Raw genomic sequence first — 18585 nt, forward strand, 5'->3', positions numbered from 1 at the left:
AACCTGTCATACCTCCCGTGATTTTGCCGCATTTAAAAAATTTTAGTGGCCAAGTCTCCCTTTTGCAAACCCGTGCATAGACTATCACAAAGACTTTTAAGTGAGGTGACAAATCCATGTGCTTTAACTCGGGGAATGGCAACAACTCCTGCTGGTGGCTCATCATCATCGTTCTTCTCTTCTGCTGCTGCGGGAACGGATTCAATGGAAACAGTTGCGGAAACAACAACTGCGGCTGCAACGACAACTGCTGCTGATCCACCTCCAAGGGCAGACGGGACGCGTTGCGTCCCGTTTTGCCAATGCGTAAGGTGGACAAGCTTTACAGATAGCTCTCCATTCTGCTCCACACCTCTTCGTGAATCTCCTCCGCAGAGCGGATCTTTCCGTCTCTGGCGCAGTTTACCACCGTCCAGTCAAGGTCCCGGGCAATCTGCCGGGCACTCTCCCGGCATTCCCGCAGATATGCGTCGTCCTGCTCGTGGATATCCGCCCTGACCCCGGTGCTGCGCTCCCTTTGACGGAGCATCTGTTCCGAAAGTTCCGTGGGCAAATCCAGATAGAGCACCAGATCGGGCTTTGGAAGCCCCATACGGCAATACTCCAAATCAAACAGCCAGTTTAAAAAGTCCGTCCGCTCGGCGGGCGGAAGCTTGGACGCCTGATGCACCGCGTTGGACGTGGTATAGCGGTTGGCAAGAATCAGACCTCCGGCCTCGTAGGTCGCGCCCCAGTCCTGCTTATAGGAGGCGTACCGATCCACCGCATACAGCGTGGAAGCAGCGTAGGCGCTGACATCTCCGGGATTTTTCCCAAGCGCCCCGTCCAGATACAGTCTGGCAGGCTCGGCAAATGGGTTTCCGTATCGGGGAAAGTCAATTTCCAAAAAGGGAACGCCCATTTTCCTCAGTCTTTCTCCCAGCAGCTTGGCCTGCGTGGCTTTGCCGGACCCGTCGGTCCCCTCGAACACAATCAGCTTTCCGCTCATTTCCGCCGTCTCCTCTCTGTGCGCACATGAACCAGAAACAGAGGCAGCTTCATCATGCGCCCAAGGCGGCGAGGCTCTTTGCATAGTCTGTAAAACCACTCCAGCCCGTGGCGGGACCAAAATTCCGGAGCACGCTCCACCCGGCCCGCAAATACGTCCAGACTTCCTCCCAGCCCGCACAGTAGGCGCGCTCCGGTGGCCTCTCCGTTTTTCGCCATCCACAGCTCCTGCTTCGGAGCGCCAAGGCACACGAACACACAGTCCGCGCCGCTGCGGCGGATACCCTCAACCACGGGAGCATCCTCTTTAAAATAGCCGTCGTGGGTCCCGGCAATCCTCAGTCCGGGATAGCGGGCGGCAAGACGGGTTCCCGCCTCCTCCGCAACCCCCGGCTTCGCCCCCAGCAGGTAAAGGGACTTTCCCTCCTCTGCCAGTTTCCCCACTAGACGCTCCGCAAATTCAATTCCCGGCGTTTTTTCCTTCAGGGGAGTCCCCAGCATCGCCGCACCCTTAATGACACCGATGCCGTCCGGCAAAACCAGGGCCGCGCCGTTCACGACGCTTAGGGCCTCCGGGTCCTCCCGGCAAAGCTCTATGATTTCGGGGTTGGGAGTGGCAACATAATGCACTCCCTCCGTATTCAAAAGGCGCTGCCCCTCTGCCACGGCCTCCGCCATGGTCACATTGTCAAAGCCCACGCCCAGCACATCAATCCGCATGGAAACACCTCGTACATTTTTCACACTCATACAGCTTAGTATTATATCATATCCGGGGACCTTTGTCCAACGCAAAAATTCCTGAATTTGTCCGCGCTGCCCCCTGGAACGGCGGGCAAAACGCACCTTACCGCAGAAAAAAAGAGCGGACGCAGCGTCCGCTCTTTTCCTGTTTCAATCAGGCGTCAATGCCCCGGGAGGTCAGGTATTTCTTGACCATCAGCGCCACTTTGAAGGTGATGGCGTCGTCAAATTCCCGCAGGTCCAGACCCGTGAGTTTTTTGATTTTCTCCAGCCGGTACACCAGCGTGTTGCGGTGGACAAACAGCTTTCTGGCGGTTTCGGAGACGTTGAGGTTGTTCTCAAAGAACTTATGGATGGTGAACAGCGTCTCCTTATCCAGCGCGTCGATGGGGTTCTTCTTGAACACTTCCTGCAAGAACATCTCGCACAGTGTGGTGGGAAGCTGATAAATCAAACGGCCGATGCCGAGGTTTTCATAATTGATGACGTATTTCTCCGTGTCAAACACCTTGCCAACCTCAATGGCGATCTGCGCCTCCTTATAGGACTTGGCCAAATCACGCAGATGGGTCGCCACGGTGCCGATACCCACCACAGCGGCGGGCTCGCCGCTCACCTGAAGCGCCTCCTCAATGGAGGCCGCAATCTTGTTCAGCTCGCGGACGCCGGCCCCCTCGGGAAGCTGGCAGATCAAAACCACGTTCCCCTCGCCCACGGAGAGAACAAAATCGTTCTGCCGGTCAGGATACAGGGTCTGAATCGCGTCCGTGGGGACGGACTCGGTCTTTTTCAGGGAGCGAATGACAAACACGCCCCGGGCCACGTCGCTGGAAACCCGTAGCTCCTTGGCACGCATATAAATGTCGCCCAGCATGATGTTGTCGGTGATAATATCCTTGATAAACGAGCCACGGTCGTGCTTTTCCTCGTAATAGGACTTGGCGGAATTCAGCGCCACAGCGGCAAGGGCACAGACTGTTTTGCTGATCTCGTTGTCGCCAAAGGCAAACGCGGCATAGTCAAACTGCGCCCCCCAGCCGTTCAGCGCTTTGAACGTCTTTCCGGAGGAAACCACCATACTCCCCCCTGCGGTATTGATCGCGGGGACAAACTCCGCCCACCGCTGCCCGATCATGGAAAGCTCGCTGCACGCGATGACGATTCCCTCTCCGTCGATCACGCCCACCGTCCGGTCCGCGTTCTCCTTGAGCTGCAGGACTACATTCTGAAAAATTCTTCCCGACATTGCCGGCCCTCCTAGCGCACATTCTGCGTTTTTCTTTGTGCATTCTGTCAATGCCCATATTATATCGACATTTTTGTGAAAATGCAAGACTTTTTTTCTTTTTTCAACAAAATTTTAGACGGCTTTTTGTGTGATATTCAGCTTTCAAACGATTCCTTTTCCGCCATTTTGTAACATCTGCCGCTCCCCTTCCGTCAAGAGCCGAAAGCCGCCGGGCTCAAGCGCTGCGTCCAGAGGCAATTTGCCCATGGACAGCCGTTTGAGATACAGCACGGGCTTTCCCCGGAACGCCAGCATCCGCTTTACCTGATGAAATTTTCCCTCCCGGAGCGTCACAAGGCACTCGCTCGTCTCCCCTACTGACAGAATTTCAAGCCCCGCAGGCAGGCAGGCAAGGCCGTCCTCCAGCGTCATGCCCGACTCGAACGCCCGGCAGTCCACTTCCTCCAGCCGCCCAGCCGTTCTTGCGTAATACACCTTGTCCACATGATATTTCGGGGAGAGAATCCGGTGGGCGGTCTGCCCGTCATTTGTCAGCAGAAGCAGTCCCTCCGTATCCTTGTCCAGCCGTCCCACCGGAAACAGCCCCAGCTTTTGCAGCTCGGTTGGCAGAAGGTCCAGAACGGTCCGGCCTCGCCCGTCCTCCGTTGCGGAGAGAACGCCCGCAGGCTTGTTCAGCATCACCCATGTGTATCGGGACAGCATAACAGGCTCTCCGTCCACTGACAGAACCGCAGTCTCCGGGGCGTACTTTGCCTCCGGTGAGGGCGCGGGAGCGCCGTCGGCCAAAATCCGCCCCTGCTTCACCAGCAGCTTTACCTCCCGCCGGGACCATTTTCCCGTGCCGGAAAGCAGCTTGTCCAGTCTCTGCATTTCCACGGCTCACTCCCCCTTTCCGTTGCGATTGTCCTTAATTTTAGCATATCCCGGCGGCGAATGGAATAAGGAAATGACGTAAGGGTAGGAAAGTTTGTCCAACGTGTCATGGTTTTGCGCGCTGCAGCTTGCGGCGTGCGGGGAGAAAGGAATGGTTGTTTATGTTCATCTGGACGGCGCATCTGCGAAAGAAACGGGTGCTTGCGGCAGCGGTGCTGCTGGCCGCGCTGGCAATTCTGCTGGTGGTGCTCGGCGGTATTTTCCGCAGTCCGGCGGAGGACGGCGCCGCGCGGCTGGACACGGAGGAGGCTCGCATCGGCTATTTGAAGGAGCTGGGCTGGGAGGTTTCCCCCGACCCGGTATCCACCCTGCAAATCCGCATTCCTGACCCCCTGACGGAGGATTATGAAGACTATAACGATCTTCAAAGGGAGCAGGGCTTTGATTTGGCGGAGTTGAAGGGACAACAGGTCACCCGCTATACATACAGCGTTCTGAACTATCCGGGGCATCCTGATGGCGTGCAGGTAAATCTGTATCTCTGCGAGGGGCTTCCGGCGGCAGGGGACATCATTGTCACCGGGGCAAACGGCTTTCAGGCGGGTCTGAACTTTCCTGAATAAGCGCACTTTAAATTTCCCGCTCCGGGCCAAAAAAATTCAACATGCCGCCGCCCGCCGTAGTTTTACGGCGGGCGGCAGTATTTTCAAAGAGGGTGCGCGTTTAATTCTTGGTATGAATGGCTCGCTTTTCCACGTTCAGCGCCGCCTCGCGCATCGTCTCCGTGACGGTGGGATGACTGTGAATCGTGGAAATCAGCTCCTCCACCGTGGCCTCCAGCCGAATGGCCAGCGCGCCTTCGGCGATGAGGTCCGTGGCCCGGGGCCCAATGATGTGCATGCCCAAAACCTCGCCGTATTTTTCGTCGGCAATAATTTTCACCAGACCCTCGCCTCCATTGAGAATCAGGGCCTTGCCGTTGGCACTCATGGGGAATTTCCCCACCTTGTAAGCAATACCCTTTGCCTTGCACTGCTCCTCGGTGAGGCCCACTCCGGCGGCCTCCGGCTCCATATACACACAGGTGGGGTTGGTCTTCTCGTCGTACACCGCAGCCACACCGCAGATATTTTCCGCGGCCACCTCGCCCATGGCGGAGGCGGTGTGGGCAAGCTGGGCGTAGCCCATCACGCAGTCACCAATGGCATATACGCCGGGGACGTTGGTCTCCATCTTTTCATTGACGACAATGCGGCCCCGGTCGTTGTTCAGCCCAGCGGCCTCCAGATTCAAAGACGCAGTATTGGCGCGGCGGCCGATGGCCACCAAAACCTTCTCTGCCTCAAAGCTGACTGTTTCTCCCGCCTTATTTTTGCAGACGACCTTTGCGCCCACAGAGGATGCTTCCACGGCCTGCACGGGGCACTCCAAATGGAACTCCATGCCCATCTTCTTCATGTGGGCCACGCCAATTTCCGTAAGGTCGCTATCCAGCATGGGCAGCATGTGATCCAGCGCTTCTACCACCGTAATTTTCGTGCCAAAGGCGGAGTAGGCGCAGGCCAGTTCCAGTCCGATCACGCCGCCGCCGATGACCACCATGCTCTCTGGCAGCTTTTCAAGACTCAATGCGCCGGTGGAGTCGATGCAGTTGGGATTCTCTTTCAGTCCGGGGATGGGCGGCGCGAAGTTGACGGAGCCGGTGGCCACGATGATGGCATCGGCAGTCATGGTTTCGGAAGACCCGTCGGATTTTTTCACCAGCAGGGTCTTGGGTGCGGTAAAGACAACCTCGCCGTCAAGCTTTGTCACCTTGTTCAGCTTCAAAAGGCCCGCAACACCGGACGTCAGCTTTTTGGAAATATCGTTTTTGTGAGAAATCAACTGAGGGAAATCAACTGTAACGCTATCTACCTTTACGCCAATTTCCGCACCCTGCTCCTTAATCTGGGAGATCAGCTCTGCACTGTGAAGCAGGCATTTGGTGGGGATACAGCCAATGTTCAGGCAGGTGCCGCCCAAATGCTCCCGCTCAATGAGCGTAACCTTGGCGCCCAGCTGCGCCGCCCGGATGGCGGCAACATAGCCGCCAGGACCGCCGCCCACCACCAGAACGGTCTTCGCACCACCAGTCGGTGCGGCTGCCGCCGGAGTGGATGCGGGTGCGGCTGCGGCGGGTTCCGCTGCGGGTGCTGAGGACGCCTGGGCCGCTCCGCCCGCGGTGGCAACCGCCTCTCCCGGCTGGCCGATGTAGGCCACCACGGTCTTGCACGCCACCGTCTCGCCCTCGCCCACCAGAATTTTCAGCAGCGTGCCGTCGGTGTCGCACTCCACGTCGTTGGTCAGCTTGTCGGTGGCCACGGAGTACAGGATGTCCCCCGATTTTACGGCTTCACCCTCTTTTTTCTTCCACTCCTCGATGGTGCCCTCGGTCATCGTCAGGCCCATTTTCGGCATCAGAACTTCAGTTGCCATAGTAAATGTCCTTCTTTCTTCAATCAGGCAGGGGGCCCGGCCTTAGCCAGGCCCCCAAAATACTTCTCCTCGCTGCGGAAAACCAACTTAATTATCTTTGTCAGGACATGCGCCTGACAAAGATACACAATCCCAGCCGCCTTGGGCGGCGTTCACCAGTGACCGGCGTCACTGGTGTGGAGGAATCTAAAGGGGGGCCGAAGTCTCCTCTTTACACCAGAAGCATATACGGGTTTTCCAGCAGCTCGCACAGGCGCTGGAGGAACTTGGAGGCCATCACGCCATCCACCACCCGGTGGTCGGCGGTGAGGCACAGGTTCATCATAGGACGAATCACGATTTCGCCATCCCGTACCACAGGGGTGTCCACCATATCGCACACACCCAGAATCGCAAGCTCGGGCTGGTTGATAATAGGTGAGAAATTGGTAATTCCATAAGGCCCCAACGAGGAAATGGTGAACGTTCCGCCGGTCATATCCTCCATGGAGAGCTTTCCCTCCCGCGTGGCGGCAATCAGGCCCTCCGTTTCCTGCGCGATTTCCGCCAGAGATTTGGCCTCGGCGTTCTTTACGTTGGGGACGATCAGTCCCGTGCCCTTGGCCACGGCAAGGCCGATATTCACATGGGTGTGGTGGGTCAGCAGATTGTCCCCAAAGCTGGAGTTGATATCCGGGAACTCCGTCAGCGCCTTGGCGGCCACCTTCATCAGAATGTGGTTGTAGGTCAGCTTGATTCCCCGCTCCTTCAGGCCGTCCTTCAGCTTGGCGCGCAGGTCTTTCATGGCGGTGGCGTCCACGGGGTGGGTATAGGTCACCCGGGGAGAGGTCAGCCAGGAGGCGGTCATGTTGGCGGCGATGCTGCGGCGCAGCGGGTCCACTTTTTGGGGGGCTTCGTCGTTGCTGCCCTGCACGCCCGCAGGCACGCTCCGCGTCTCGGCGACAGCCTTTCCGGCAGCGGCCAACACGTCGGCCTTCATCACCCTGCCGTCGGCGTTCAGGCCGGTCAGATCCACGCCCAGCTCCGCAGCAAGCTTCGCAGCCATGGGGCTGGTCTTGGGACCCGCGGTGAAGGATTCCACATCCCGTGCCACCACGGTTCCCTTGGGGCCGGTGGCGGAAATCCGGGACAGGTCATAGCCTTTTTCTTTTGCCAGCTTCCGGGCATAGGGCATTGCCAGAACAAAATCGCCGGGAGCGCGCTCCGCAGTCTGCGTGGAAACCTGCGGAGCTGGAGATGTCGCAGCAGGCGCGGCGGGTGCCGCAGCGGCAGCCGGGATTGCAGAAGCTGCGGGTGCACCGGGAATCGCCTCGCCTTCCGCGCCAATCCATGCGATGACGGTTTTGCATTCCACCGTTTCTCCCTCGCCAAAGAGAATCTTCAAAAGGGTTCCGGTGGTGTCGGCTTCCACGTCGTTGGTCAGCTTATCCGTAGCCACGGAAAACAGGATGTCGCCCGCCCGAACGGCCTCGCCTTCCTTTTTCTTCCACTCTTCAATGGTGCCCTCGGTCATGGTCAGACCCATTTTAGGCATCAATACTTCAGTTGCCATATTTGAAAATCTCCTTTATCAGGCATTAAAACATGCCCTTGATGCCCTTGTACAGGTCCTCCGGATACACGCGCACCATCTTCTCCAGCGTGGGGGCGAAGGGAATGGGGCAGAACGGAGCGCCGTACCGCAGGATGGGAGCGTCCAGATATTCCATGGCCTCCTCGGCTACGGTGGCGGAGATCTCCGCGCCGAAGCCGCCCTGCTTCACCGCCTCGTGAACCACGCACAGCCGGTGGGTCTTCTTCACAGAATTCAGCACCGTCTCCTTATCCCAGGGGGACAGGGTGATCAGGTCAATCACCTCGGCCTTAATGCCGTCCTTCGCCAAGAGGTCTGCCGCGCCCCGGGCATTTTTCATGCCGATGGAGTAAGATACGATGGTCACGTCACTGCCCTCCCGCTCCACGCGGGCCTTGCCCAGCGTATAGGGCACCTGATCGGCAAGCTCGGGCAGCTTGCCCTTCTCCTTATAGAGAATCTTGTTCTCAAAATAGATGACAGGATCGTCGCTCTCAATGGCGGCAATCAGCACCATCTTTGCGTCATAGGGGTTGGAGGGGGCCACCACCTTGATGCCGGGAATGTGGGGGAACCACGCCTCCACGCACTGGGAATGCTGGGCCGCGCCCTGAAAGGTCATGCCATCCGGTGCACGGAGCACCAGAGGTACCTTTGCCTGACCACCGAACATATAGCGCGCCTTGGCCATCTGGTTGAACACCTCGTCCATGGCAACACCGATGAAGTCGGCAAAGTGCATATCCACCACGGGACGGGCCCCGGCCAAAGCCGCGCCCACGCCGCCGCCGATGATGAACGTCTCGGAGATAGGCGTATCAATAATCCGACCAGGGAATTTCTCAGGCAGGCCCTTGAACTGACCGAAGATGCCGCCCTGACGGGCGAGGTCCTCGCCCATCACAAAGATTTTGTCATCCTTTTCCATAGTCTCGGCCATCGCTTCACAGGTGGCCTGAGAAAACGTTAATTCACGCATTGTCGTCATCCTCCTCAGTTCTTAGTCCACGTAGACGTACTTCATAAATTCACTGGAATCGGGATACTCGGACTCCATGGCGAATTTCTTGGCCGCCTTGATCTTTTCCACGCAGTCCGCGTCTACGGCGTCGCACTCCTCGGCGGTCATCACCTTCAGCTTCTCAGCTTTCTTACGGAACATCTGGAGAGGATCGGTGTCGTGGAAGATTTTCTGGGTTTCCTCTCTCGTGCGGTACAGCTCGGGGTCGCCCACGAAATGTCCCTCAATGCGGTAGGTCTTGGCCTCGATGAAGGTGGGGCCCTCCCCTCTCCGGGCGCGGGCAACGGCCTCTACGGCGGCATCATACACGGCAAAAACATCCTGTCCGTCCACAATCACGCCGGGGATATGATAGCCCGCCGCGCGGTCGGAAATGTTTTCAAGGTTGCAGGTAGTGCGATAGGGCGTGGTGGAGGCCCAGCAGTTCATCTCATTGATAAAGATAATGGGCAGCTTCCACGCGGAGGCCACGTTCATGGCCTCGTGAAAAGTCCCGCGGTTGGAGGCGCCGTCGCCAAAGAACACCACAGAAACCTTGTCGTTTTTCAAAACTGTTTTGTTGGCCAGCGCCGCGCCGGTGGCAAGGTTGTACCCGCCGCCCACGACGCCGTTGGCCCCCAGCATGCCGACGGAGAAATCCGCGATGTGCATGGAGCCGCCACGGCCCTCGCACAAGCCCGTTTTCTTGCCAAAAATCTCGGCCATCATCCGGTTGACATCGGCACCCTTGGCGATGCAGTGGCCATGGCCCCGGTGGGTGGACTCGATGGAGTCGTCATTCCGCAGCGCGGCGCACACCCCGGTGGCGATGGCCTCCTCGCCGATATACAGATGCACAAAGCCGGGAATCTCGCCGGCCAGAGAGTCATGCTTAATACTCTCCTCAAAATGGCGGATGGTGGACATTGTCTCATAAAATTTCCTGGCCTGGTCCTGGGTATATGCTGCCTTTGCGGCTTTTGTTGTTGCCATAGGAAAAACTCCCTTCTGCCGACAGTTGTCGGTTTTTTGTCGAAATTATAGATTTAACCAATTGATTTTGACCAAACTGTCAAATTTTTCACGCAAATGATTCTGAAAAAGCGTGGCAACAGACCACTGCAGCCACGCTTTCCCAATGAACGCAACTTAAAATCTTTCGATTTTTATCAGAGAACAGGTGTTTACTTCGTGAAGGCACCAATCAGCTCGGGGGTCAGCTTATCGGCAAACTCATCGTACAAAGGCGCAGAAGCAGTCTTAAACTCCTCAACAGCTTCGGGAGTCAATTCTGTTACAGTGATGCCTGCGGCCTTCCACTTTTCCAGAATCTTCTGATCCTCTTCCCGCTCAAGCTTGCGCTGATTCTGTGCGGCCTTCTGCCCGCACTCGTCAACGATGGCCTTCAGCTCGGGAGACAGAGAATCGTACAGCTCGCCGTTCATGGTGAAGAAAATGCAGTCATACACGCCGGTCCAATAGGTAACATTGTTTTGAACCTCGGCGATGGAGGCACCATCAGCGGTAGGCAGCGGGTTCTCCTGACCGTCATAGGTCTTGGTCTGCAAGCCGGTGTAAACCTCGGACCAGTTGGCGTTGGCCCAGTTGGCGCCCCACTTGCCATAGGCGGCACTCAGCAGCTCGGAACCGGCCACGCGGAGCTTCAGGCCCTTCATGTCGGCAAGAGATGCGATAGGGCGGACGCTGTTGGTGGGATGACGGAAGCCGTTTTCGCCGATGCCCAGCAGGTGCAGGCCCATGCTCTCAACGACCTCGCCCAGTGCTTTTCCGCCGTCGCCGTCCAGCTTCGCGTCCACATCCTCGAAGGAGTCGAACAGGAAGGGCAGGGAGACAACGTTCAGCCGCTGGTCAAACGCGGAATAAATCAGGTTGGAGTGAGCGGACAACTCGGTGGTGCCGTCGATGGCGGCCTGAATGCCCTCGGACTGATTACCGGCAGTCAACTGGTCGGCGGCATAGACCTGCACGGTGATGGCGCCACCTGTGGCATCGGACACCATCTGGCCAAAGTCGCGGCCCATATCCGCCCAAACGGTGTTCTCCGTGGCGGAGCAGGCAAACTTCCATGTCGCCTTTTCAAAGGTGGCGTCACCGCCAGCGGCGGAGCCTGAACCCGTGCCGGAAGAGGCGGGCTTGTCGCCGCCGCAGCCGACCAGCAGCGTCGCGGTCATGGCCAGCGCCATGGCCAGTGCAAGAAACTTTTTCATAATGTTCCTCCTCAAATTTTGATGGCAGGTCAAGTTGCGTATCTGAAATCACTCTTGTGACGGCAGATCCTTTCAATCAGGTCGCAGCGCCCAGGAACACGGTGGAGAAGAAAGGCACATAGGTGACTATCAGCAGCGTGATCACACAGGCAACGATCATGGGCCACACAGCCTTGGACATGGACACAATGGTCACTCTCGTCTTGTCCTTGATATTCTTCAGCTTGTCGCTGATTCCGATGGCCACGAACAGGTTCACACCCACGGGCGGAGTTACCTGACCGATGGCCATGTTCACGGTGGACAGCACGCCGAAATGAATGGGGTCGATGCCCAGCTTCACCGCCACGGGATACATGATGGGGATGAAGATATACATGGCGGAGTTTGCGTCCACGAAGCAGCCTGCAATCAGGAAAATCACGTTGACAATCAGCAGGAACACGTACTTGTTTCCCGAGATATCCAGAAGCAGCGTCTGGGCCGCGCCGGCGATGCCGTGGACCGTGCAGATATAGGAGAAGAGCGTGGCGCCGCCGATGATGAGCATGATGCTGCCGGTGGTCTTGCCGGAGTCTACCAGCAGGTCATACAGGTCGCGCCACTTCACCTCGCGGTAAATGAACACGCCGACAATCAAGCCGTACACCACAGAGACGGCGGCGGCCTCGGTCGGTGTGAAAATACCGCCGTAGATACCACCCAGAATAATCACAGGCATCAAAAAGCCCCAGAACGCGGAGCGGAAAGACTTCCAGCGGGCGCTCCAGGAGGCCTTTTCACGGGAGGCCTGCAAGCCCTTCACGCGGACCTCGATCATGATGATGACCACCAGAGCAAAGCCCATCAGAATGCCGGGGAGAATGCCGCCCATGAACATATCGCCAACGGATACGCCGGTGATAGAGGCATACACCACGAAGGAGATGGAGGGCGGAATGACAATGGCGATGGACGAAGCCGACGCCATCAGGGACGCGGAGAAGGGCGCGGAGAAGCCGCCCCGGTTTATCATGGCGGGAATCAGAATAATACCCAGCGCCGCCACGGTGGCAGGCCCGGAACCGGAAATCGCACCGAAGAAGCAGGCCACAATGACGCACACAATGGCAATGCCGCCGCGGCGATGGCCGATGCAGTCGTCAATAAACTCTACCAGGCGGGTGGAAATTCCGGCCTTTGCCATGATGTTGCCGGAGAGGACGAAAAACGGAATCGCCAAAAGCAGAAACTTTGCCATGCCATTGTAAACATTGGTGGGGACCACGGAGAGCTTATCCCCGGCGTAAACCATCGCCAGAACAGAGGAAAGGCCCAGACCCACGCTGATGGGTATGTTCAAAAACAGCATGATGAAGAAGGTGCCGAATAAAATCAGGTTGATCATCAGACGTTTCCTCCCTCATCCCCGGTTTTTACACAGTCCGCTTTGTTGTTCATCACATCGATAAAGAACTCAATGGTATGCAGAATCAAAAACACGCAGCCGATGGGCAGGAAAATTGTGAATACCCACTCGGGCCAGCCCAGTGAGAAGGTGCGCTTTCCATTGGCCAGCTGAACCGCCACCTTGTCAAAGCCCGTCTTCATCAGCACCAGATAGAACGCGATGTTTGCCACCGTAATAATAGAGACAAAGATTTTTTTGCTCCGGTTTTTCAGCAGATCAAAAATCAGGGAGAGGCTGATCAGGCTGCCCTCTCTGGCGCAGAGCGCGCAACCCAGCATGATCAGAAGAACAAACAGATTGATGACCATTTCCTCGGTCCAGGCAAACTGGCTGTCCGTCATTTTCCGCACCACCACGTTTGCAAAGGTGATGGCCGTGATGAACGCCAGACCCACGCAGAGAATCAGCTTCTCAACCGTGGCGACGACATCCATGATTTTTTTGTAGACATTCATTCGATTAATCCCTCCTGTTAATACCGCGGTCCTTCCTTCGGAGACTTTTCCTGCCGCCTTCAAAGTATCAGCTATGCGCTCAGGCGGCGGTGCAAAGGTTCTCCTTCGTCGGGTGCCGCTCCACAGAAAATTTTAGTTTCTGCTAATGTGGACAAATTTATCAAAGACACACAAAAACGCAATTTTAAAAAGCTACCGTTCCGTTCAGTATTCCAACTTTTGCACAAAGTAAAAAGGGCATTTATCATAAATCGCGCCGTTTATAAAAAGACACGGAATTTTATTGGCTTTTTTCAGCCGTCGTGCTATACTCAAGGTCGGCCCTGCCCGTGAAATTGGGGTGGACCATTCAACGCTTTGCTGCAAAGGAGTCCTGCGCCATGCCGCTGCGCCAGATCACATTCAGCGCCAACGCCGGGGTCGCCCTGCGTCTGGGCGGCATCCGTCTTTGGGTGGACGCTGTGCACGAGGAGCCCGTCTCCGGCTTTTCCGTCCTCTCCCCCGCGCTTCAATCCGCCGTGACGGCCCATCCGGACTTTCAACAGCCCAACCTGATTTTTTGCACTCACTGCCACCCGGACCACTTTTCCCGCCGCCTGTTGGCGCAGGCCATGAAACGTTGGCCCCTTGCGGAGGTAATTCTGCCGGAGCGGCAGTTTGAGCGTCAAATCCTGCTTTCTCAGCCCCATGAAAGGCTGGTTCTTCCGGAGCTGTCCATCCGGTTCGTCCGCCTGCCCCACGAGGGGAAGGAATACGCCGCGGTGGCGCATTACGGCTGTCTTTTAGACCATGATGGCTTCCGGATTCTGATTGCGGGAGACTGCGCTGTGGCCAGCCCCGTCCTGCGGGAATTCCTGCTGGAAACCGGGCCTGTGGACCTGGCGCTTTTGAACTTTCCCTGGATAACGCTGAGCAAGGGACGGAAGTTCATTGAGCAGTTCATCCGCCCCCGTCATCTGGCGGTATATCACCTCCCCTTTGAGCAGGACGACATTTACACCTACCGCCGCGCGGCTATCCGGGCCGCGGAGCAGGTCCTGGCAGAGGATGTGCGGCTATTTCTCAATCCGCTTCAACAGGAACGCTTTTGATACGCTTCGGGAACGCGCTTTGCGCGTTCCTTTTTTGCTTTAAATCAACATGGTCAACGGCTTTTCCAAAAAACTTCTCATGGCGCGCAGGAGGTCTGCCGCCGCCCCACCGCTCAGTATTGTGGGGTCATAGGTCAGGTGGATGCGCACGGTTTCGTCCGCGGTCACATCCCCCACCGCCAAAACGGCGCTGCCACCGGGACGCAGCGCGGGCATCGCACCCTCCACGCCGCTTTCCACCGGATGCAGGGGCACTCCCAGCCGGGTCGCCGCCCGCTCCGCGAATATGGGAAAGGTCAGCACACCGCCCAGTGTATTCAGCGCCGCCAGCAATTCCCTCACGTCCGCCGTGGCATAATACCCGGCAGTCGATTCCGGAACAGTCCCTGCCGGAGGCTTTCCCTCCGACCTTGCAGCGGCCTCCACATCCCGCCGGACAATTCTCCCGCTGGGGCCGGTGCCTTTCAGCGTTTCCAGCGCCACACCCAGCTCCCGCGCACCTTTGCGGGCATAGGGCGACGCGCGGAGCCTTGTTTTCTCAGCCATACGCGCCCTCCCTCAGCGTCCCAGCGTCTTTTTCACGCCGGCCACGATATCCTCGGGATGGGGAAATTGGGCATCCTCCAGCACGGGGGAAAACGGAGAGACGACGTTCATCCCCGCCACGCGGCCCACGGGGGAATCCAGTTCGTCGAACAGTTCTTCCGTAATCTGCGCGGACAACTCTGCGCCCACGCCGCCACGCTTCACACCCTCCTCTACAACCACAGCGTTGTGGGTTTTGCATATGGAGGTACGAACCGCCTCCCAGTCCAGCGGAACCAGCGTCCGAAGGTCCAGGACCTCTGCGTCGATTCCCGCCGCCGCCAGAGTCTCGGCGGCCTCCAGCGCAAACAGCACCTGACGGGACCATGTGAGGATGGTGACATCCTTCCCCGGGCGCTTGATATCGGCCTTTCCCAGCGGAATGAGGTACTCACCGTCGGGAATCTCTTCCTTTCTGGCGTAAAGCAGCTTGTGCTCCAAAAATACCACCGGATCATCGTCCCGGATGGCGGCCTTCAGCAGTCCCTTGGCATCCGCCGCCGTGGAGGGGCAGACCACCTTCAGTCCGGGAATGTGGGTGAACAGCGCCTCCAGACATTGTGAGTGCTGTCCGGCGTTTCGCCGTCCCGCGCCCATGGGCGCCCGGAACACCACTGGGATTTTCACCTGCCCGCCGGTCATATAACGCAGCTTTGCCGCCTGATTCATCACCGGGTCGAGACACACGGAAATAAAGTCGTTGTACATCCACTCCACCACCGGCCGCAGCCCGCGCATGGCCGCACCCACCGCGATGCCAGTAAAGCCGGACTCGCTGATGGGTGTGTCGATCACCCGGTCGGGACCGAACTCGTCCCGGAAGCCTGCGGTGATAGCAAACACGTTGCCCATAACGCCCACGTCCTCGCCCAGAAGAATCACGTTTTTGTCCCGGGCCATCTCCTCATGAAGCGCCTGGCCGATGGCCTTGCTCACCGTGAGCTTCATCGCAGCACGCTCCTTTCGTTGTCGGAGGAATACACGTTGTCAATCACCGCCGACGGGTCCGGGTCAGGAGAATTTTTTGCAAACTGATAAGCGCGTTCGATTTCTTCCGCAACGCCCCGGTCGATGTCGGCAAGCTCCGTCTCCTCGGCGCCCAGCTTCAAAAGCCGCATGCGTGCATTGTTAAGAGGATCCTTGGACTTCCCCTCCGTCAAATATTCCTTGGGCCGGTACGCGGCGGGATCTCCGCAGTAATGGCCCTGATATCGGTATACCATTGTCTCCACTAGAGAGGGGCCGCCGCCGGAACGGGCGCGTTCCACCGCTTCGGCGGCGGCATGGAAAACCGTCTCTACATCCGTGCCGTCTACAGTAACGCCGGGAATATCGTAGGCCCCTGCACGAACGGAAAGACGCTCGGTATTGGTAATGCGGTGAATCTCCGTAGAGACGCCGTATTGGTTGTTTTCAAGCAGAAACACCATGGGCAGCTTCCACACGGCGGCCATATTCAGCGTCTCGTGAAAGGTTCCCTGATTGGAAGCCCCGTCCCCGAAAAACGCCATGGTCACTCCGTCGTCGCCCTTGATTTTCGACGCCAGAGCGCTGCCCGCCGCCAGCGGGATGCCCGCGCCCACAATGCCGTTGGCCCCCAGAATGCCAAGGCTTACGTCCACGATGTGCATGGACCCACCCCGGCCCCGGCAATAGCCGGTTTCCTTGCCGAACAGCTCCGCCATGGCGAGATCCGCCCGTGCGCCCTTTGCAAGGCAGTGTCCGTGTCCCCGATGGGTGGAGGTGATATAATCCGAGGCCCGCAGGGCAAGGCATGCACCCACGCCGCTGGCCTCCTGCCCCATATACAGATGAATGTTGCCCGCCAGTTCACTGCGGGCAAAGCAGTCGGCGGCCCTCGTTTCAAACGCCCGAATTAAAGCCATTCTCCGATAGGCCTCGCGATACCAGTCCGCTCCGCAAACCGTTTCCTTCGCTTTCAAGGAACCGCCCCCTTTTTATTCCGCGCGGAACATCGTATCCAGAATTTCCTCTTTTTGAATCCCGCCAAACAGCTCCGTCAGCGGGAAGCGGTCCAGCACCGCCGCCACGTCCTCTCTCCGGAAGGCGCAGCCCTTTAATGCTTCCGTCAGCTCGTCCAGAGGACTGACGGAGAGAAAGTCGCCGTAAAATACAATTTCCGTAATCAGGCCTTTCTCCACTGCAATTCTAGGCTCCAGCGTCCCGCCATCAAACCGGCGCTTGTCGGTAAAATCGTATCTGGGAGAGCGTCCGAAATTCCACTCCCAGGTGTCGTACTTTTCCCGTTTCAGCTTCTCCACGGCAACCAGCTCCTCTTCCGTGAGGGAATCCGCCGTGAGGCCGCCGCCCGCCAGCGCCGTCTTGAGGTAATTCCAGAAATCCGCCATGTCCATAGGTTCTGCCAAAAACTCCCGGATATTCCCGATACGGCTTTTGACCGATTTTGCACCCTTGGACTGGAACTTCGCCGGGTCCGCGTTCAGTGCGCCGGCCACCATGCCGGGATTCGCGTCAAACAGTAATGTCCCGTGGTGCAGAATGCGTCCCTTCAGCAACCGTTGGGCAGTGCCCGACACCTTTCGTCCCTCCACCAGAATGTCGTTCCGGCCCGAGGCCTCCGCATTCAGGCCAAGGCCCTTCAGCGCCGCCACCACAGGCTTTGTAAACCGCTCCATGGCCAGCTCCTCGGCATTTCCTGCGTCGGTGATAAAGGAATAGTTCAGGTTCCCCAGATCGTGATACACCGCGCCGCCGCCAGTGGTACGGCGAACCACATGGATGCCGTGTTCCTCCACAAAGGTGCGGTTAATCTCCGCCTCGGCATTTTGGTTCTGGCCAATGACAATGGTGTTGTCATTCTGCCACAAAAGCAGATAATCTCCCGATCTTCTGCGGGCCAGCGCAGTCTCCTCAAACGCCAGATTATAATAGGGATTCTGCGATCCCGTCTCCATGTACTTTGTCAGACTGCAAATGATCAATTCACGCTCCTTGTCACAATTCGGTCTTACCAATCACCGGCTGACGGTAAAACGGTATGTTGGTCTTACCACTCGGGTTATAAGACCAACATACCATTCAACTTCTTCATAGTCAAGTTTAGACTGGGCAAACGCCGTCCAAATCTTTCCTCATTTTATTAGTGTAATTGCACAAAAATTTGTTTTTATTAGTCCCGCTCTGGGTATTTTTGCAAAAATTCATCCACAATTCCAAGATGAAGCGTCATCTCCCGCTTCGCCAGCTCCGGATCCCGCGCCTTCACCGCCTCGTAAATAGCATGGTGGGAATCCTGTGTGCGCTGCTGATAATCAGGCAGGCCAAAGAACCGCCGCCGCACGTCCGCAAGCAGACTGCCCACCAAATGGATGGTGGCAGCCAGCATCACGTTGTGGCTGGCCTCGGCCAGTGCGTCGTGAAACGCCACATCGTTCATATAGTTATCGGGTTCGGCATCCAGATTGCAGACTGCCTCACGAATAGTGGCCATATCCTCCTCTGTGGCCCGCTGGCAGGCCAGCTCCACAATCGCGACCTCGTTGATACGCCGGAACTCGTTAAAATCCTGCCGGATATCCGGCTGGTTGGACAGGCGGACAAAGGACATGGCCTTTTGGATATAGTCCGCATCCCGCACCACAACCTTGCGGTTTCCCCGGTTTTCAATAGCGCCTAAAAACTCCAAAATGGCAAAGCACTCCCGCAGGGAGCCTCGCCCAACGCCCAGCGTCTCCGCCAGATCACGCTCCGAGGGCAGTTCCTCCCCCACACGAATATGGCCGCTGTCAATCGCGGCGAGCAGCGCCTTCATTACAAGCTCCGGAATTTTGGGCGGTGCGTATTGAATCTTTTCCAACTGCATTGCTGTGCCTCCTTGTTTGGTAATACCATGC

The 18585-nt window shown here is 57.5% G+C and carries 19 protein-coding genes; 2 read left to right on the forward strand and 17 right to left on the reverse strand.

What is annotated here, in order from left to right; translation table 11 throughout:
- Positions 1-32 precede the first annotated feature (32 nt).
- The 5 genes from ABVS15_RS03680 to ABVS15_RS03700 all read right to left on the reverse strand — a co-directional run bounded on the left by ABVS15_RS03680 (position 33) and on the right by ABVS15_RS03700 (position 3850).
- Positions 33-350: a hypothetical protein gene (locus ABVS15_RS03680; RefSeq protein ID WP_369282404.1), complete on the reverse strand. Its 318-nt coding sequence runs from the start codon at positions 348-350 to the stop codon at positions 33-35.
- Positions 323-988 (reverse strand): dTMP kinase, encoded by a 666-nt coding sequence (locus tag ABVS15_RS03685; RefSeq protein ID WP_369282405.1) that lies wholly within the window; start codon positions 986-988, stop codon positions 323-325. Before ABVS15_RS03685 ends, ABVS15_RS03680 begins: the two co-directional genes overlap by 28 nt.
- Positions 985-1707, reverse strand: coding sequence for a WecB/TagA/CpsF family glycosyltransferase (locus ABVS15_RS03690; protein ID WP_369282406.1), 723 nt, complete (start codon positions 1705-1707; stop codon positions 985-987). Before ABVS15_RS03690 ends, ABVS15_RS03685 begins: the two co-directional genes overlap by 4 nt.
- Positions 1708-1885: 178 nt before the next feature.
- A complete protein-coding gene (locus ABVS15_RS03695) occupies positions 1886-2977 on the reverse strand; it encodes a CdaR family transcriptional regulator (RefSeq protein WP_293008056.1) in 1092 nt (363 codons plus the stop codon).
- 144 nt (positions 2978-3121) lie between these two features.
- Positions 3122-3850 carry a pseudouridine synthase gene (locus ABVS15_RS03700; protein WP_369282536.1) on the reverse strand — a complete coding sequence of 243 codons (729 nt, stop codon included), beginning with the start codon at positions 3848-3850 and terminating at the stop codon, positions 3122-3124.
- Between the two features lie 164 nt (positions 3851-4014).
- Between ABVS15_RS03700 and ABVS15_RS03705 the strand changes: the two genes are divergently transcribed.
- Complete coding sequence (locus tag ABVS15_RS03705; protein ID WP_369282407.1) at positions 4015-4476, forward strand: DUF4830 domain-containing protein; 462 nt, start codon at positions 4015-4017, stop codon at positions 4474-4476.
- A gap of 100 nt (positions 4477-4576) precedes the next feature.
- Here ABVS15_RS03705 and lpdA read toward each other — a convergent pair whose 3' ends face one another.
- The 7 genes from lpdA to ABVS15_RS03740 form a co-directional block, all read right to left on the reverse strand.
- A complete protein-coding gene (lpdA, locus tag ABVS15_RS03710) occupies positions 4577-6328 on the reverse strand; it encodes a dihydrolipoyl dehydrogenase (protein WP_369282408.1) in 1752 nt (583 codons plus the stop codon).
- Between the two features lie 211 nt (positions 6329-6539).
- Positions 6540-7880 (reverse strand): dihydrolipoamide acetyltransferase family protein, encoded by a 1341-nt coding sequence (locus ABVS15_RS03715; RefSeq protein ID WP_369282409.1) that lies wholly within the window; start codon positions 7878-7880, stop codon positions 6540-6542.
- A gap of 25 nt (positions 7881-7905) precedes the next feature.
- The gene (locus ABVS15_RS03720) at positions 7906-8880 is read right to left on the reverse strand and encodes an alpha-ketoacid dehydrogenase subunit beta (protein ID WP_293010218.1); all 975 of its coding nucleotides are present in this window, start codon (positions 8878-8880) and stop codon (positions 7906-7908) included.
- 21 nt (positions 8881-8901) lie between these two features.
- Positions 8902-9894: a thiamine pyrophosphate-dependent dehydrogenase E1 component subunit alpha gene (locus ABVS15_RS03725; protein WP_369282410.1), complete on the reverse strand. Its 993-nt coding sequence runs from the start codon at positions 9892-9894 to the stop codon at positions 8902-8904.
- A gap of 191 nt (positions 9895-10085) precedes the next feature.
- Complete coding sequence (locus ABVS15_RS03730; RefSeq protein WP_369282411.1) at positions 10086-11129, reverse strand: DctP family TRAP transporter solute-binding subunit; 1044 nt, start codon at positions 11127-11129, stop codon at positions 10086-10088.
- 76 nt (positions 11130-11205) lie between these two features.
- Positions 11206-12516 carry a TRAP transporter large permease gene (locus ABVS15_RS03735; protein WP_369282412.1) on the reverse strand — a complete coding sequence of 437 codons (1311 nt, stop codon included), beginning with the start codon at positions 12514-12516 and terminating at the stop codon, positions 11206-11208.
- Positions 12516-13034: a TRAP transporter small permease gene (locus ABVS15_RS03740; protein ID WP_369282413.1), complete on the reverse strand. Its 519-nt coding sequence runs from the start codon at positions 13032-13034 to the stop codon at positions 12516-12518. The genes ABVS15_RS03735 and ABVS15_RS03740 overlap by 1 nt, the downstream gene beginning before the upstream one ends.
- 380 nt (positions 13035-13414) lie before the next feature.
- Between ABVS15_RS03740 and ABVS15_RS03745 the strand changes: the two genes are divergently transcribed.
- Positions 13415-14125, forward strand: coding sequence for an MBL fold metallo-hydrolase (locus tag ABVS15_RS03745; protein WP_369282414.1), 711 nt, complete (start codon positions 13415-13417; stop codon positions 14123-14125).
- 39 nt (positions 14126-14164) lie between these two features.
- On the opposite strand, the gene ABVS15_RS03750 is transcribed toward ABVS15_RS03745, so the two are convergent.
- The 5 genes from ABVS15_RS03750 to ABVS15_RS03770 all read right to left on the reverse strand — a co-directional run bounded on the left by ABVS15_RS03750 (position 14165) and on the right by ABVS15_RS03770 (position 18554).
- The gene (locus tag ABVS15_RS03750; RefSeq protein WP_369282415.1) at positions 14165-14671 is read right to left on the reverse strand and encodes an E3 binding domain-containing protein; all 507 of its coding nucleotides are present in this window, start codon (positions 14669-14671) and stop codon (positions 14165-14167) included.
- Between the two features lie 12 nt (positions 14672-14683).
- Positions 14684-15658 carry an alpha-ketoacid dehydrogenase subunit beta gene (locus ABVS15_RS03755; protein WP_369282416.1) on the reverse strand — a complete coding sequence of 325 codons (975 nt, stop codon included), beginning with the start codon at positions 15656-15658 and terminating at the stop codon, positions 14684-14686.
- Positions 15655-16596, reverse strand: coding sequence for a thiamine pyrophosphate-dependent dehydrogenase E1 component subunit alpha (locus ABVS15_RS03760; RefSeq protein ID WP_369282537.1), 942 nt, complete (start codon positions 16594-16596; stop codon positions 15655-15657). Before ABVS15_RS03760 ends, ABVS15_RS03755 begins: the two co-directional genes overlap by 4 nt.
- A gap of 72 nt (positions 16597-16668) precedes the next feature.
- The gene (locus ABVS15_RS03765) at positions 16669-17673 is read right to left on the reverse strand and encodes a lipoate--protein ligase (RefSeq protein ID WP_369282417.1); all 1005 of its coding nucleotides are present in this window, start codon (positions 17671-17673) and stop codon (positions 16669-16671) included.
- A 188-nt stretch (positions 17674-17861) separates the two neighbouring features.
- The gene (locus ABVS15_RS03770) at positions 17862-18554 is read right to left on the reverse strand and encodes a FadR/GntR family transcriptional regulator (RefSeq protein WP_369282418.1); all 693 of its coding nucleotides are present in this window, start codon (positions 18552-18554) and stop codon (positions 17862-17864) included.
- Positions 18555-18585 lie beyond the last annotated feature (31 nt).

Origin of the sequence: Oscillibacter sp. GMB15532, from assembly GCF_041020825.1 — a bacterium.
Lineage (GTDB): Bacteria > Bacillota > Clostridia > Oscillospirales > Oscillospiraceae > Oscillibacter.

Bases quoted from the DNA above. Each gene is read 5' to 3' on its own strand.
- ABVS15_RS03685 (WP_369282405.1), bottom strand. From the start codon at position 988: ATGAGCGGAAAGCTGATTGTGTTCGAGGGGACCGACGGGTCCGGCAAA.
- ABVS15_RS03690 (WP_369282406.1), bottom strand. From the start codon at position 1,707: ATGCGGATTGATGTGCTGGGCGTGGGCTTTGACAATGTGACCATGGCG.
- ABVS15_RS03695 (WP_293008056.1), bottom strand. From the start codon at position 2,977: ATGTCGGGAAGAATTTTTCAGAATGTAGTCCTGCAGCTCAAGGAGAAC.
- ABVS15_RS03700 (WP_369282536.1), bottom strand. From the start codon at position 3,850: ATGCAGAGACTGGACAAGCTGCTTTCCGGCACGGGAAAATGGTCCCGG.
- ABVS15_RS03705 (WP_369282407.1), top strand. From the start codon at position 4,015: ATGTTCATCTGGACGGCGCATCTGCGAAAGAAACGGGTGCTTGCGGCA.
- lpdA (WP_369282408.1), bottom strand. From the start codon at position 6,328: ATGGCAACTGAAGTTCTGATGCCGAAAATGGGCCTGACGATGACCGAG.
- ABVS15_RS03715 (WP_369282409.1), bottom strand. From the start codon at position 7,880: ATGGCAACTGAAGTATTGATGCCTAAAATGGGTCTGACCATGACCGAG.
- ABVS15_RS03720 (WP_293010218.1), bottom strand. From the start codon at position 8,880: ATGCGTGAATTAACGTTTTCTCAGGCCACCTGTGAAGCGATGGCCGAG.
- ABVS15_RS03725 (WP_369282410.1), bottom strand. From the start codon at position 9,894: ATGGCAACAACAAAAGCCGCAAAGGCAGCATATACCCAGGACCAGGCC.
- ABVS15_RS03730 (WP_369282411.1), bottom strand. From the start codon at position 11,129: ATGAAAAAGTTTCTTGCACTGGCCATGGCGCTGGCCATGACCGCGACG.
- ABVS15_RS03735 (WP_369282412.1), bottom strand. From the start codon at position 12,516: ATGATCAACCTGATTTTATTCGGCACCTTCTTCATCATGCTGTTTTTG.
- ABVS15_RS03740 (WP_369282413.1), bottom strand. From the start codon at position 13,034: ATGAATGTCTACAAAAAAATCATGGATGTCGTCGCCACGGTTGAGAAG.
- ABVS15_RS03745 (WP_369282414.1), top strand. From the start codon at position 13,415: ATGCCGCTGCGCCAGATCACATTCAGCGCCAACGCCGGGGTCGCCCTG.
- ABVS15_RS03750 (WP_369282415.1), bottom strand. From the start codon at position 14,671: ATGGCTGAGAAAACAAGGCTCCGCGCGTCGCCCTATGCCCGCAAAGGT.
- ABVS15_RS03755 (WP_369282416.1), bottom strand. From the start codon at position 15,658: ATGAAGCTCACGGTGAGCAAGGCCATCGGCCAGGCGCTTCATGAGGAG.
- ABVS15_RS03760 (WP_369282537.1), bottom strand. From the start codon at position 16,596: ATGGCTTTAATTCGGGCGTTTGAAACGAGGGCCGCCGACTGCTTTGCC.
- ABVS15_RS03770 (WP_369282418.1), bottom strand. From the start codon at position 18,554: ATGCAGTTGGAAAAGATTCAATACGCACCGCCCAAAATTCCGGAGCTT.